Origin of the sequence: Pantoea cypripedii (genome assembly GCF_011395035.1) — a bacterium.
Classification (GTDB): domain Bacteria; phylum Pseudomonadota; class Gammaproteobacteria; order Enterobacterales; family Enterobacteriaceae; genus Pantoea; species Pantoea cypripedii_A.
Window position 1 is genome coordinate 3,323,865 of sequence record NZ_CP024768.1, and the last position, 14,566, is coordinate 3,338,430.

The 14,566-nt window shown below is 52.4% G+C and carries 14 protein-coding genes, 1 pseudogene and 1 other annotated feature; of the genes and pseudogenes, 5 read left to right on the plus strand and 10 right to left on the minus strand.

Features of this window, described 5'->3' with window-relative positions:
* Positions 1 to 516: 516 nt before the first annotated feature.
* The 3 genes from clpB to rluD all read right to left on the minus strand — a co-directional run bounded on the left by clpB (position 517) and on the right by rluD (position 4,921).
* The gene (gene clpB / locus CUN67_RS15530) at positions 517 to 3,090 is read right to left on the minus strand and encodes an ATP-dependent chaperone ClpB (protein ID WP_208716222.1); all 2,574 of its coding nucleotides are present in this window, start codon (positions 3,088 to 3,090) and stop codon (positions 517 to 519) included.
* Between the two features lie 125 nt (positions 3,091 to 3,215).
* Positions 3,216 to 3,944, minus strand: coding sequence for a purine nucleoside phosphorylase YfiH (yfiH, locus tag CUN67_RS15535; RefSeq protein WP_208716224.1), 729 nt, complete (start codon positions 3,942 to 3,944; stop codon positions 3,216 to 3,218).
* Positions 3,941 to 4,921 carry a 23S rRNA pseudouridine(1911/1915/1917) synthase RluD gene (gene rluD, locus CUN67_RS15540; protein WP_208716226.1) on the minus strand — a complete coding sequence of 327 codons (981 nt, stop codon included), beginning with the start codon at positions 4,919 to 4,921 and terminating at the stop codon, positions 3,941 to 3,943. Before rluD ends, yfiH begins: the two co-directional genes overlap by 4 nt.
* Before the next feature lie 130 nt (positions 4,922 to 5,051).
* Here rluD and bamD point away from each other — a divergent pair, with 130 nt between their 5' ends.
* The 4 genes from bamD (at position 5,052) to pheA (ending at position 7,787) form a co-directional block, all read left to right on the plus strand.
* On the plus strand, positions 5,052 to 5,783 hold the full coding sequence (bamD, locus tag CUN67_RS15545; protein WP_208716228.1) for an outer membrane protein assembly factor BamD: 732 nt from the start codon (positions 5,052 to 5,054) through the stop codon (positions 5,781 to 5,783).
* 268 nt (positions 5,784 to 6,051) lie between these two features.
* Positions 6,052 to 6,378, plus strand: a complete 327-nt coding sequence (gene raiA / locus CUN67_RS15550; protein WP_021507319.1) for a ribosome-associated translation inhibitor RaiA — start codon at positions 6,052 to 6,054, stop codon at positions 6,376 to 6,378.
* Between the two features lie 98 nt (positions 6,379 to 6,476).
* Positions 6,477 to 6,601: a sequence feature (Phe leader region), on the plus strand.
* The gene (gene pheL, locus CUN67_RS15555; RefSeq protein ID WP_100703679.1) at positions 6,478 to 6,525 is read left to right on the plus strand and encodes a pheA operon leader peptide PheL; all 48 of its coding nucleotides are present in this window, start codon (positions 6,478 to 6,480) and stop codon (positions 6,523 to 6,525) included. It overlaps the preceding feature by 48 nt.
* Positions 6,602 to 6,623: 22 nt before the next feature.
* Positions 6,624 to 7,787, plus strand: coding sequence for a bifunctional chorismate mutase/prephenate dehydratase (gene pheA / locus CUN67_RS15560; RefSeq protein WP_208716230.1), 1,164 nt, complete (start codon positions 6,624 to 6,626; stop codon positions 7,785 to 7,787).
* A 33-nt stretch (positions 7,788 to 7,820) separates the two neighbouring features.
* Here the strand turns inward: pheA and tyrA are convergent, their stop codons facing one another.
* Positions 7,821 to 8,942, minus strand: a complete 1,122-nt coding sequence (gene tyrA, locus CUN67_RS15565; protein ID WP_208716232.1) for a bifunctional chorismate mutase/prephenate dehydrogenase — start codon at positions 8,940 to 8,942, stop codon at positions 7,821 to 7,823.
* Between the two features lie 6 nt (positions 8,943 to 8,948).
* A complete protein-coding gene (locus tag CUN67_RS15570; protein ID WP_208716234.1) occupies positions 8,949 to 10,028 on the minus strand; it encodes a 3-deoxy-7-phosphoheptulonate synthase in 1,080 nt (359 codons plus the stop codon).
* A 303-nt stretch (positions 10,029 to 10,331) separates the two neighbouring features.
* On the opposite strand from CUN67_RS15570, the pseudogene CUN67_RS15575 reads away from it, so the two are divergent.
* A pseudogene (locus CUN67_RS15575) lies at positions 10,332 to 10,852 on the plus strand (GNAT family N-acetyltransferase).
* Positions 10,853 to 10,919: 67 nt separating this feature from the next.
* Here the strand turns inward: CUN67_RS15575 and rplS are convergent.
* From rplS to ffh, 5 genes are all read right to left on the minus strand, one after another.
* Positions 10,920 to 11,267 (minus strand): 50S ribosomal protein L19, encoded by a 348-nt coding sequence (gene rplS, locus CUN67_RS15580; RefSeq protein WP_084876440.1) that lies wholly within the window; start codon positions 11,265 to 11,267, stop codon positions 10,920 to 10,922.
* A gap of 42 nt (positions 11,268 to 11,309) precedes the next feature.
* Positions 11,310 to 12,074, minus strand: coding sequence for a tRNA (guanosine(37)-N1)-methyltransferase TrmD (trmD, locus tag CUN67_RS15585; RefSeq protein ID WP_208716235.1), 765 nt, complete (start codon positions 12,072 to 12,074; stop codon positions 11,310 to 11,312).
* 35 nt (positions 12,075 to 12,109) lie between these two features.
* Positions 12,110 to 12,658: a ribosome maturation factor RimM gene (rimM, locus tag CUN67_RS15590; RefSeq protein WP_084876442.1), complete on the minus strand. Its 549-nt coding sequence runs from the start codon at positions 12,656 to 12,658 to the stop codon at positions 12,110 to 12,112.
* Between the two features lie 18 nt (positions 12,659 to 12,676).
* Positions 12,677 to 12,925, minus strand: a complete 249-nt coding sequence (rpsP, locus tag CUN67_RS15595; protein WP_013510204.1) for a 30S ribosomal protein S16 — start codon at positions 12,923 to 12,925, stop codon at positions 12,677 to 12,679.
* Between the two features lie 142 nt (positions 12,926 to 13,067).
* A complete protein-coding gene (gene ffh / locus CUN67_RS15600) occupies positions 13,068 to 14,429 on the minus strand; it encodes a signal recognition particle protein (RefSeq protein ID WP_208716236.1) in 1,362 nt (453 codons plus the stop codon).
* Positions 14,430 to 14,566: the final 137 nt, after the last annotated feature.

A 14,566-nucleotide genomic window follows, 5' to 3' on the forward strand; every position in this document is an offset into this window, starting at 1 on the left:
TACCGTTCGACTTGCATGTGTTAGGCCTGCCGCCAGCGTTCAATCTGAGCCATGATCAAACTCTTCAATTTAAGTTTGATGCTCAAAGAATTAAACTTCGTAATGAATTACGTGTTCACTCTTGAGACTTGATATTTTTTAAGTCCGTGGACTTTTGATATCAATCCTGCGAGTGCCCACACAGATTGTCTGATAAATTGTTAAAGAGCAGTGCGAGCAGCGGGTTAACCGCCTGTCGCGAGGTGGCGTATATTACGCTTTCCTCCTTCAGAGTCAATCACTTTTTTCAGCGACTTTCTCCGGCGGGATGAATCACTTCAACCCTCACTGACCGTCTGCGTTGCCGCTTTGCCGTGTCAGTGGAGGCGCATTATAGGGAGATAATTCTGACTGACAAGCGCTAATTTAAACTTTTTGCGCGACCGCTCACTTTCCAGGCGAAGCGTTGCAAAATCCAGCAAAAACCTGTGCGACAAGCAAAAAAAACGGGCCCGCAGGCCCGTTAGTGGTTATTTCTTACTGATGTGCGACTATCACATCATCTTTCACATCCATCTCGATGGTTTTACCCGGAACTAATGCCCCAGAAAGAATCTGTTGAGCCAGCGGGTTTTCAATTTGCTGTTGGATAGCACGTTTCAGCGGCCGTGCCCCATAAACCGGATCGTAACCATTTTCACCCAGTAACCGGATGGCCTCATCCGAAATGTGCAGCTGGTAGCCGCGCTCTTCGAGACGTTTATACAACCGCTGCAACTGAATCTGCGCAATAGAAGCAATGTGTTTTTCACCCAGCGGATGGAACACCACGACTTCATCGATACGGTTAATAAACTCTGGACGGAAATGATGTCCGACAACAGACATCACCATGTCCTTCATCTCCGGATAATCCAGTGCACCAAACCGCTCCTGAATCAAATCCGAGCCGAGGTTAGAGGTCATGATAACCACCGTGTTGCGGAAATCGACAGTACGACCCTGCCCATCGGTTAAGCGACCATCATCCAATACCTGCAACAGAATGTTGAAAACATCCGGATGCGCTTTCTCTACTTCATCGAGCAAAATCACCGAATAAGGACGACGACGAACCGCCTCGGTCAGATAGCCGCCTTCTTCATAACCCACGTATCCTGGAGGTGCCCCCACCAGCCGCGATACCGAATGTTTCTCCATAAACTCCGACATATCGATGCGCACCATGGCATCGTCGCTGTCGAACAGGAAGTTTGCCAGCGCCTTACACAACTCCGTTTTACCCACACCGGTTGGTCCCAGGAACAGGAAAGAACCTATGGGTCGGTTTGGATCGGACAATCCGGCACGGCTACGACGAATCGCATTCGATACCGCTTCTACCGCTTCATCCTGGCCAATCACCCGAGCATGCAGTTCCTGCTCCATCCGCAGTAACTTATCGCGCTCCCCTTCCATCATGCGGGCGACCGGAATACCGGTCCAGCGTGCAAGGACATCGGCAATTTCCACATCAGTCACGCGGTTGCGCAGCAGCTTCATGGTCTTGCCTTCAGACTGAGTTGCCGCGGCCAACTGTTTCTCCAGCGCCGGAATTTTGCCGTACTGCAACTCGGACATCTGCCCCAAATCGCCAACACGACGAGCCTGCTCCAAAGACAAGCGCGCCTGCTCCAGTTCAGCCTTGATGTTCTGCGTACCGGTCAGAGAGGCTTTTTCTGCTTTCCACTCTTCATCGAGCTCGGCGTATTCACGTTCTTTCTGATCCAGCTCGCTTTCCAGCATTTCCAGACGTTTGATGCTGGCATCATCCGACTCTTTCTTCAGCGCCTGTTGTTCCAGCTTAAGCTGGATAATACGGCGGTCGAGACGATCCAGAGGTTCCGGCTTCGAGTCAATTTGCAGACGAATGCTGGAAGCCGCCTCATCGATCAGGTCGATAGCTTTATCCGGTAACTGGCGATCGGCGATATAACGATGTGAAAGCGTTGCTGCTGCCACAATCGCCGGATCAGTGATCTGCACGTGATGGTGCAGCTCATAGCGTTCTTTCAGGCCACGCAAAATGGCAATGGTGTCTTCGACACTCGGTTCAGCCACAAACACTTTCTGGAATCGACGTTCCAGCGCAGCATCTTTTTCGATGTACTGACGATACTCATCCAGCGTAGTGGCACCGACACAGTGCAACTCACCACGAGCCAGAGCTGGCTTAAGCATGTTACCGGCATCCATTGCGCCGTCAGCTTTACCGGCCCCGACCATGGTGTGCAGCTCATCAATAAACAGAATGACATTGCCTTCCTGTTTCGCCAGATCGTTCAGAACCCCTTTCAGGCGCTCTTCAAACTCACCACGATATTTCGCGCCAGCCACCAGCGCCCCCATATCCAGCGCCAATACCCGACGGCCTTTCAGGCCTTCAGGCACTTCGCCGTTGATGATGCGCTGAGCCAAACCTTCAACGATGGCGGTTTTACCGACACCGGGTTCACCAATCAGTACCGGGTTGTTTTTGGTACGACGTTGCAGAACCTGAATGGTGCGACGAATTTCCTCGTCACGACCAATCACCGGGTCAAGTTTGCCCAGTTCGGCGCGCTCCGTCAGATCGATGGTGTATTTTTTCAATGCCTGGCGCTGATCTTCAGCCCCTTGATCGTTCACGTTTTCTCCCCCTCGCAATTGCTCGATGGCCTTAGCGAGTTTTTCCGAAGTTGCGCCAGCCGATTTCAGTAAATCAGCCAGCGAGCCACGTGAATCCAGGGCCGCCAGAACAAATAATTCAGATGAAATAAAATTGTCGCCGCGCTTTTGCGCCAGCTTGTCGCACAGATTGAGCACACGGACTAAATCAGCTGACGGTTGTACGTCGCCGTCGGTGCCTTCAACTTGTGGTAATCGATTAATAGCCTGTTCAATGCTGGTGCGTAACCCAGCTACGTCGGCACCTGCTGCGCTAAGCAACGGACGCACCGATCCGCCTTCCTGATTAAGCAACGCGCTCATCACATGAAGGGGTTCAATGAATTGGTTATCGTGTCCCAGAGCAAGGGACTGTGCATCGGCCAGGGCCAACTGGAATTTGTTGGTAAGACGATCCAGACGCATGTTTCCTCCCATTACAGGTCAAAATGCTACTGGAGATTAAATGAGGTCATCCCTCAAATTTTCAAGGTTAATGACCTGAGTTGTGAGCAAAAAATACGCTAACTGGATCGTCTTGTGGCGTAAGGTTATCTCAGCCAAATCAAAGTTGCCATACGCCCGGTGATACGATCGCGTCGGAAGGAGAAAAAATCGTCGTGTTCATGCCAGGTACAGCGCTGTTCACCTCTGATTGAGCGCACACCCGCGGCCTGCAAACGCTGGCGCGCCAGCAGCCAGATATCAGCAAAATATTTTTCGCCGACGGGACGAAATGCCTGATCAGCACGCTCGTCATACGCCATGAAAGCCGAGCGTACCTCCGCGCCGACTTCGAAAGCCTGCGGACCAATGGCAGGTCCCAGCCATGCGTGAATCTCATGCGGCGGGCAGTGAAACTGCGCCAGCGTCTGCTCCAGTACGCCATGGCATAAGCCGCGCCAGCCAGCATGGGCGGCCGCGACTTCGCTGCCATCACTGGCGCAAAACAGCACAGGCAGACAATCTGCCGTCATCACGGCACAGACCACGCCAGTTTCACGCGTAATGGCGGCATCCGCATCAGGAAGCGCTGCGCGATGAGGCAAGCGCACCACCTCCTGACCGTGAACCTGATTCAGCCAATGAGGCATCGCCGGTAACTGTGCCAGCTCGACCAGACGCTGACGATTCAGGAGCACATGTTCCTGATTGTCACCAACATGGCTGCCGAGATTCAGGGCGTTCCAGGGAACCAGGCTTACGCCACCGTGACGTGTGGTTGAACATGCCCGAACGCTTGCCGGTGCTGGCCAGTCCGGGATGATCAACTCACTCATAGCCAGTCCAGCTGATCGCGGAACATATCGGTGTCAGCTTTCAGAGCATCAATCAAATCGACCATGTCCTGCGGCAGCGGAGCGTGCCACTCCATTTCAATCCCTGTGATCGGATGGTAGAGACGCAGCATGGTGGCGTGCAGCGCCTGGCGATCAAATCCACGCAGGGCAGCGATAAACTCATCGGACGCCCCTTTTGGCGGACGTGGACGGCCGCCATAGAGCGGATCCCCCACCAGCGGATGGTTAATGTGCGCCATATGAACACGGATCTGGTGTGTACGACCGGTTTCCAGGCGCAAGCGCAAGCGGGTGTGCGCACGGAAATGTTCCATGATGCGATAATGGGTCACCGCCGGTTTCCCCATCGGGTGCACCGCCATATGGGTACGTTTGGTGGAGTGACGTGCCATTGGCTCATTCACCGTACCACCGGCGGTCATGGTACCAATTGCGACCGCTTCGTACTCACGGGTGATCTCACGCAGTTGCAGTGTTTCCACCAGATGCGTTTGCGCAGGAACGGTTTTAGCCACCACCATCAGCCCGGTGGTGTCTTTGTCCAGACGATGGACAATGCCCGCACGAGGAACATCAGCAATCGCCGGGTAATGATAAAGCAACGCGTTGAGCACGGTGCCATCCGGATTACCGGCCCCCGGATGCACCACAAAGTCACGCGGTTTGTTGATAACGAGAATATCGTCGTCTTCATACACGATATTCAGTGGGATGTTTTGCGCTTCCCAGCGTTGCTCTTCTTCGATTTCAGCGCTGATCGACACCTGCTCGCCGCCCAGAACTTTTTCTTTCGGTTTGTCGATGACGGTGCCATTGACGCTGACGCGACGATCAAGGATCCATTCTTTTATGCGAGAACGTGAATAATCAGGGAACAATTCCGCCAAAGTCTGATCTAAGCGTTGTCCAAGTTGTGCTTCGGACACCGTTGCGGTGAGTTGAACTTGTTGTGCCATATACAGCTTCTTCGTTAACGTTGGGTTTTCACGGCGATGCCGTTTAATATAATGTGCTATCGTACCTGGTCATTACCGGGAGCTACACGGACAGCTTCCGCCATAACACTTTGAGGATAATCATTTCGTCATGACGCGTATGAAACATCTGGTGGCTGCTGCCACACTGAGCCTGGCACTGGTGGGTTGTTCCAGCTCAAAGGACACAGTACCGGACAGCCCGCCGTCTGAGATTTACGCCACAGCTCAGCAAAAACTGCAGGACGGTAACTTTAAAGCGGCGATTAAGCAACTGGAAGCGCTGGATAACCGTTACCCGTTCGGTCCATATTCTCAGCAGGTACAGCTGGATTTGATCTACGCGTATTACAAAAATGCCGATCTGCCGCTGGCGCAAGCCGCTATCGCTCGCTTTATGCGTCTGAATCCGACTCATCCGAACATCGACTATGTCATTTACATGAAAGGTCTGACGGATATGGCACTGGATGATTCAGCACTGCAGGGCTTCTTCGGTATCGATCGTTCCGATCGCGATCCGACTCATGCCCGTGATGCGTTCCGCGACTTCTCTCAGCTGCTGCGGGGTTATCCGAACAGCCAATATGCCGCTGACGCCCAGAAACGCCTGGTCTTCCTGAAAGAACGCCTGGCGAAGTATGAACTTTCAGTGGCGCAATTCTATACCAAGCGCGGTGCGTATGTCGCTGTTGTTAACCGTGTAGAAGGCATGATGAAGGATTACCCGGATGCGGAGGCCACTCATGAGGCGCTGCCGCTGATGGAAAATGCTTATCGCCAGCTGCAACTGACGGCTGAAGCAGATAAAGTGGCAAAAATTATCGCCGCCAATAACGCCTGATCAAGCAAAAACAAAAAAGCAGCCTTCATTGGCTGCTTTTTTTTGGTGAAAATTCAGACTAAAAATAGAATTTCTCACCCGGTTAACTCGTCAATCTTGCCCCGTTCACCCCTGCGCTTCAAGCTTTTTCCGCCACTTTCCCGGCCTTTCTCACAATTTGCCGGAATTGACAAAAAGTGACATTTTTACGTGATATTGATCACACATTTTCCCGGTTTCCGCGGTATGCTGGACCTACCAAGACGGAAATGACAGAGAGGTTTGAATGATGATTCTGAACATTACCAGTAAACAAATGGAAATCACTGCGGCTATCCGCAACCATGTCGAAGACCGTCTCGCCAAGCTGGAAAAATGGCAAACTCACCTGATAAACCCGCACATTGTGTTATCGAAAGAACCGAAAGAATTTGTGGCTGATGCCACGATTAACACCCCAAACGGTACGCTGGTTGCCAGCGCGAAACATGATGATATGTATACCGCAATCAACGATCTGATTGCGAAGCTGGAGCGACAGCTGAATAAAGCTCAGCACAAACCCGAGGCTCGTCGCGCCACCAGTAGTGTGAAAGATTTCACGCCTGCGGGATAACCCCCCATTTTCTCAGCAACGCGCCTTCGGGCGCGTTTTTTATTGACAGCCTTAAATCAGTGCGGTTAATCTCGGGTCACTTTACTTTCGGAAACCACCATGAAACATCTACCGTTCTTCTTCGCATTCTTTTTTACCTTCCCCTGATTGGGAGGCGATTCGTCATGTGAAAATGAATGCGAAGACGAACAACAAAGCCTCCCAACCGGGAGGCTTTTTTATTGGACAGCTTACAGGTGAGCCTTATGACCCCCGATAATCCACTGCTGGCATTACGCGACAAAATCAGCGCCGTTGATGAGAAGTTGCTGGCACTGCTGGCCGAGCGCCGCGCGCTGGCGATTGACGTTGCTCAGGCAAAACTGGCAACCCACCGCCCAATCCGTGATGTCGAGCGCGAACGTGCTCTGCTGGAAAACCTGATTACGCTGGGGAAAAAACACCAGCTTGATGCACATTACATCACGCGCCTGTTCCAGCTGGTGATTGAAGATTCGGTGCTGACACAACAGGCATTGCTGCAAAAAAATCTTAATCATCCCCATGCGCTGGCACCGCGTATCGCCTTCCTGGGTCCGAAAGGTTCCTATTCGCATCTTGCTGCACGCAAGTATGCCGCACGTCATTTTGATTCAATGGTGGAAATTGGCTGTCTCAAATTTCACGACATTATCCAGCAAGTGGAAAGCAGACAGGCAGACTACGCGGTAATGCCAATTGAGAACACCAGCTCCGGCTCCATCAATGATGTCTATGATTTGCTCCAGCAGACGTCATTGTCGATCGTCGGCGAGCTGACCATTCCTATCGAACATTGTGTGCTGGTGAGCGGCAATACCGATTTGCAGCAGATTGAAACCGTCTACAGCCATCCGCAACCGTTCCAGCAGTGCAGCCAGTTCATCAACCGTTTCCCACAATGGAAAATCGAATACACCGAAAGCACTGCTGCGGCGATGGAAAAAGTGGCTGCGATGAACTCACCGAAAGTGGCTGCCCTTGGAAGCGAGGCCGGTGGTGAGTTGTATCAGTTGCAGGTACTGGAGCGTGACCTGGCCAACCAGCAGCAGAACCATACGCGTTTTATCGTGCTGGCACGCAAGTCCATCGATGTCTCCGACCAGGTGCCCGCCAAAACTACGCTGATTATGGCCACCGGGCAGCAGGCAGGTGCGCTGGTTGAAGCGCTGCTGGTATTGCGTCAACACAACCTGATCATGAGCAAACTGGAATCACGCCCGATTAACGGCAATCCGTGGGAAGAGATGTTTTACATTGATGTGCAGGGCAACCTGCAATCTGACAGCATGCAGCGTGCACTGGAAGAGCTACGTGGATTAACCCGCTCCCTCAAGGTACTCGGTTGTTATCCGGGTGAGAATGTGGTGCCAGTGGAACCGCGCATCTAAGCGAAAGGGCATCCTCATGGATGCCCTTTTCTTTTACTGCCGGCTATCGTTTGCCGAGCGTAGCATGCTACGGCTTTCGACCAGGAAGCGTTTCGCATAGTCACCAAACCAGTGTTCTACACGTTGAAAGCTCTCAATGAAAGCCTGCTTGTCTCCATGCTCCAGCAAGGTTATCGCCTCGCCAAAACGCTGGTAATAACGTTTAATCAGCGCGATGTTGCTTTCCGAGGACATAATGATATCCGCGTACAGCTGTGGGTCCTGCGCAAACAATCTGCCCACCATCGCCAGTTCCAGCCGGTATATCGGTGATGACAACGCCAGCAACTGGTCCAGATTGACGTTCTCCTCCGCCAGGTGGAGACCATACGCGAAGGTTGCAAAGTGACGTAACGCCTGGATAAACGCCATATTCTGGTCATGCTCAACGGCACTGATACGATGCAACCGCGCGCCCCAGACCTGAATCTGTTCCAGGAACCACTGGTAAGCTTCCGGCTGACGCCCATCGCACCACACCACCACCTGTTTCGCCAGGCTGCCGCTATCCGGGCCGAACATGGGGTGCAGGCCAAGTACCGGTCCATTATGTGCAGCCAGCATCGCCTGCAAGGGACGGTTCTTCACCGATGCCAAATCAACCAGAATGCAATCTTCCGGCAGCGTTGGCAGCTGCGCGATAATCTGCTCAGTCAGATGGATCGGCACGCTGATGATGACCATACCGGCATCTTTCAATAACTCGTCAGCCTGTTCCCAGTCACCTTTGTCGAGCAGGCGTACCTGATAGCCCGACAGGGTAAGCATTTTTTCAAACAGTCGCCCCATCTGACCACGGCCACCGACGATCACCACCGGACGCAGCGTCGGACACAGGGTCTTGAAGCCTTTGTCGTTTTCACTGGTATAGGATTCACGCATCAGACGACGCAGTACATCTTCAATCAAATCCGGCGGTACACCGAGTGCCTCCGCCTCCTGACGACGCGAAGCCAGCATGCTCGCTTCGCGCTCAGGCACATAAATCGGCAAGCCATAACGGCTTTTCACTTCACCGACTTCTGCTACCAGCTCAAGCCGCTTAGCCAGCAGCCCAAGCAGGGCTTTATCTACTTCATCTATTTGATCGCGTAGCGCGGTCAGTTCAGCCACCATGTCTCATTACACCTCGTGTGACAGACGCGCCGACAGCACTCCCTGCACATCCTGATGGATTTCACGCAGCAAGGTTTCGGTGGTGTCCCAGTTGATGCAGGCATCCGTGACGGACACACCGTATTTCATCTCACTACGCGGCTGCTCAGAAGACTGGTTGCCTTCGTGGATGTGGCTTTCCAGCATCAGGCCGATAATGGAACGGTTGCCATCTTTAATCTGGGCAATAGCCGATTCGGCTACACCAGGCTGGCGGCGATAGTCTTTGTTAGAATTGCCATGGCTGCAATCTATCATTAAGGCTGGACGCAGTCCCGCTTTCAGCATCTCTTTTTCGCACTGCGCGACATCTTCCGGACCGTAGTTCGGTGCTTTGCCACCGCGCAGAATCACATGACCATCCGGGTTACCCTGGGTCTGTAACAGACAAACCTGCCCAGCCTGGTTGATGCCGACGAAGCGATGCGGCATAGCAGCAGCACGCATAGCATTGATCGCCGTGCCAAGGCTGCCGTCGGTGCCATTTTTGAATCCAACCGGCATGGAAAGACCCGATGCCATTTCACGGTGCGTCTGTGATTCGGTGGTACGTGCACCGATCGCAGACCAACTGAACAAATCACCAAGATATTGCGGGCTGTTAGGATCGAGCGCCTCAGTGGCCAGCGGCAGTCCCATTTTCACCAGGTTCACCAGCAGCTGACGCGCAATGTGCAGCCCGGCTTCCATATCAAACGAGTTGTCCATATAAGGATCGTTGATTAACCCTTTCCAGCCGACGGTGGTACGGGGTTTCTCAAAATAGACACGCATAACGATGTACAGCTGATCCTTCAACTGTTCAGAAAGAGTTTTCAGAAGACGGGCGTATTCAAGTGCAGCTTCGGTATCGTGGATTGAACAGGGACCACACACCACCAGCAGGCGCGGATCGCGGCCCGCGATGATATCGGAGATAGTCTGACGGGAAGCGGCGATTTGCGCTTCCTGAGCAGCGCTGAGCGGAAATTTCGCTTTCAGCTCTCCCGGAGTGATTAAAATTTGTTCATCGGCGATATGCACATTGTTCAGCGCGTCTTTTTGCATGGTTGCGATCCTTTTTTACTCGTTTATGCGTGTTGGGATCCTCACTGAGGATGGCGTTCACTTTATCACAAGTCGTAAATTATGCAATCCACACATGTACACTTTTATTACCACACATAAAAAGCAACAAGAGAAATTTAAGTAAAACACTTAACTTTCATAAACATAAAACACAAACCCACCAGAAAACAACACACCATAATGTAAACTATTAATTACACCATTAGGGAGGGGAATTTAATTCCGTCGCTGACATCATATGGGCTAACATTCAGTTAAATAGACTTTTTCGGGATCGATCTTATGGTAATTCCTCATGTACACCTCCGCCCCTATCATTTGCAGGATGCCAGGGCCTTTACCGAGGCGGTGAATTCATCACTTCCCAGCCTTACCCCATGGATGGCATGGGCACATGATGACTATCGTAATGATGAAGCCGTCAGTTGGATCAATTTACCCATCTCCAGCGCACCAGAGGTGAAGCCGAAGAGTTCGCCATTGTCGATGGTAATGATCAATTGCTTGGCGGGGCTGGGATCCGTTTTGCCCGGCAACCCGGTGAATTCTGCGCACTGGGTTATTGGGTACGCTCCTCCGCTCAGCGCCAGGGAGTTGCGACACGGGCTGTGGCGCAGCTGATTGAATCAGGCTTTCAATCGCCCGAGGTGAAGGTGCTGGAAATTCTCGCAGCCGCTGATAACCTGGCCAGTCGCGCGGTGGCAGAGCGCAGCGGATTTCGTTTTGTTGATTATCGCTACGGCTTAATCGTGCTGGAAAGCGGTCCGGTGAATACCGCCATTTATCATTTAAAACGCAGATAAAAAAAGGGGCTGGCAGATGCCAACCCCTTGTTTGCTATTAACTTTGAGATGTCGCTTACGCGAGCTCTTAGTTAAGACGCTCTTTGATACGAGCTGACTTACCAGTACGCTCACGCAGGTAGTACAGTTTGGCTTGACGCACAGCACCACGACGTTTAACAGCGATGCTGTCAATTACCGGAGAGTGAGTCTGGAAGACACGCTCAACGCCTTCGCCGTTAGAAATCTTGCGAACAGTGAATGCAGAGTGCAGACCGCGGTTACGAATAGCGATAACCACGCCCTCGAATGCCTGCAGACGTTTCTTAGAACCTTCAACGACCCATACTTTCACTTCCACGGTATCACCCGGACGGAAGGAAGGTACGTCCTGTTTCATCTGCTCTTGTTCAATTTGCTTGATAATGTTGCTCATAATTAAATCTCTTATCCTGGGTAAACTGATAGTCAGGGAAGATTACTCTTCCACCTCATCGTTTTGTTGCTGCTGATGTTCCCGCTGGAACTCAGTAAGCAACCTTGCTTGCTCTACAGTCAGAGCCAGGTTTTCCAGAAGTTCAGGTCTTCTCAGCCAGGTACGGCCTAGCGACTGTTTCAGACGCCAGCGGCGAATATCGGCATGGTTCCCCGACAGTAACACTGCCGGTACATCCATCCCTTCTAACACTTCAGGTCGGGTATAGTGCGGGCAATCCAGCAAACCGTCCGAGAACGAATCCTCATCGGCTGACGCCTGTTTCCCCAGAACGCCGGGTATAAACCGGGCGACGGAGTCAATCAACGTCATAGCTGGCAGCTCACCGCCACTGAGTACGTAATCACCGATTGACCATTCTTCATCAATTTCGGTTTGAATAACGCGCTCATCAATCCCTTCATAGCGACCACAAACCAGAATCAACTTCTGATGTGTCGCCAGTTCGCAAACGCCTTGTTGGTCAAGTTTGCGCCCCTGAGGTGAAAGATAAATCACCCTGGCCCCTTCTCCCGCCGCCGCTTTCGCTGCGGAGATGGCGTCCCGTAAAGGTTGCACCATCATCAGCATTCCCGGTCCGCCGCCGTAAGGACGATCATCCACGGTACGATGCCGGTCGTGAGTGAAGTCACGCGGACTCCAGCTCTCAATGCTGAGCAGGCCATTTTTTACTGCCCGGCCAGTTACCCCGAAATCGGTAATAGCGCGAAACATCTCTGGAAACAGGCTAATAACACCAATCCACATCGCGTTCGCCGTTACGTTACCGGTTAGTCCGGAGATCAAAAACCAGGATCCCAATCTACTTCAATAGTGCCAGTAGAGAGATCGACTTTCTTGATAACCTGTTCATCAAGAAACGGTATTAACCGCTCCTGTGCACCGAATGCATCTTTCAGGTTTGCCTTTACGACGAGAACGTCGTTCGAACCGGTTTCCATCAAATCAATGACTTTGCCCATTTCGTAGCCTTCGAGGTTTACTACTTTGCAACCCATCAGGTCTTTCCAGTAGTAATCACCTGCTTCCAGCGCTGGCAGTTGCGCGGAGTCAACCGTAATTTCGCAATTGGTTAACTGTGCCGCCGCATCCCGATCGTCAATGCCTTTGACTTTGATGATCAGATCCTGATTGTGGTGCTTCCAGCCTTCCAGTTCGACCAGCTGCCATTGACCGGCGTGCTGAATAAACCAGGGCTGATAGTCAAAGATACTTTCGGCTTCTTCGGTGGAAGAAAACACTTTGAGCCAGCCCCGAATGCCGTAAGCGGCACCCATCTTCCCCAATACAATTGGGTTAGCGGGAGGCTGTGCGGCAGGTTTTCTGCTCATGCTCACCACCGTGACAGATTAAGCTGCTTTTTTTGCTTCTTTGATCAGCGCGTTAACGCGATCAGAAAGCGTTGCGCCCTGGCCAACCCAGTGCTCAATACGGTCCAGATCCAGACGCAGACCTTCAGCCTGACCAGCAGCGATCGGGTTGAAGAAACCTACGCGCTCGATGAAGCGACCGTTACGAGCATTGCGGCTGTCAGTAACGACGACCTGATAGAACGGACGCTTTTTAGCGCCGTGACGTGCCAAACGAATAGTTACCATAACATCCTCATTAGTTAATAAAACAACCGGGCCCCATCGAGGAACGGGGCCCGGGTGCAATATATAAAGCCCGAAAATTCTACTCATTTTGGCGCAAAAAGCAACCTGAGCATCTCACTTTTCCGGCATTTGGCCGGTCGCCTTAGCGGCCGGGGAATCCTGGCGGCATCATACCTTTCATGCTGCGCATCATTTTCGCCATGCCGCCCTTCTTCATTTTCTTCATCATGCGCTGCATGTCATCGAACTGCTTCAGCAGCCGGTTAACATCCTGCACCTGCATTCCTGAACCCAGGGCGATACGACGTTTGCGTGAACCTTTGATGATTTCCGGCTTCTCACGCTCTTTGCGTGTCATCGAGTTGATGATGGCTTCCATACGCACCAGAAGTTTATCGTCCATCTGCGATTTCACGTTATCCGGCAGTTGGCCCATGCCAGGCAGCTTGCCCATCAGGCTTGCCATCCCACCCATGTTGCGCATCTGCTTGAGTTGATCAAGGAAATCGTTAAGGTCAAAGCCATCGCCGGTTTTCAGTTTCTTCGCCAGCTTTTCCGCCTGCTCGCGGTCAACTTTGCTTTCGATATCTTCAATCAGTGACAGCACATCGCCCATACCGAGGATGCGTGACGCGATACGATCCGGATAGAACGGCTCCAGCGCTTCGGTTTTCTCACCGACGCCCATGAATTTGATCGGCTTGCCAGTAATATGACGAATCGACAACGCCGCACCACCGCGCGCATCACCATCGACTTTGGTCAGAATCACACCCGTCAGCGGCAGCGCTTCATTAAATGCCTTCGCGGTATTGGCGGCGTCCTGGCCCGTCATTGCATCAACAACAAACAGGGTTTCTACCGGATCAATCGCGGCATGCACCTGCTTGATTTCGTCCATCATCGCTTCATCAACGTGCAGACGGCCCGCGGTATCGACTAACAGAACGTCGTAGAATTGCAGACGCGCTTCTTTCAGCGCGTTGTTGACGATATCAACGGGTTTCTGGCTCAGGTCAGACGGGCAGAAATCCACGCCAACCTGTTGCGCCAGCGTTTCCAGCTGTCTGATCGCCGCCGGGCGATAGACGTCAGCAGAGACGACCAGCACTTTTTTCTTGTGCTTTTCACGCAGGAATTTACCCAGCTTCGCGACGCTGGTGGTTTTACCCGCACCCTGAAGACCCGCCATCAATACGACGGCCGGCGGCTGAGCTGCCAGGTTGAGTGCATTATTTTCTGCACCCATCGCCTCGACCAGCTCATTGCGAACAATCTTGACGAACTCCTGACCCGGGGTCAGGCTCTTATTCACGTCATGACCAACCGCGCGTTCTTTCACGCGGTTGATAAATTCACGAACGACCGGTAGCGCGACATCCGCTTCCAGCAGCGCCATGCGGACTTCACGCAGCGTGTCTTTAATGTTGTCTTCGGTCAGCCTTCCGCGGCCGCTAATATTGCGCAGGGTTTGCGACAAACGATCGGTTAAATTATCAAACATGCTCTCTCACTTAGAAACATAGCGAGGCCGCCAGGGCGACACAATGCGGCGGATTATAACACGAAGCCAGGCCGATCTCTGCAATTGCCCTTCAGATCGTTTGGAGCCTGATGCGGCTAACGTTATACTGCTTTTTT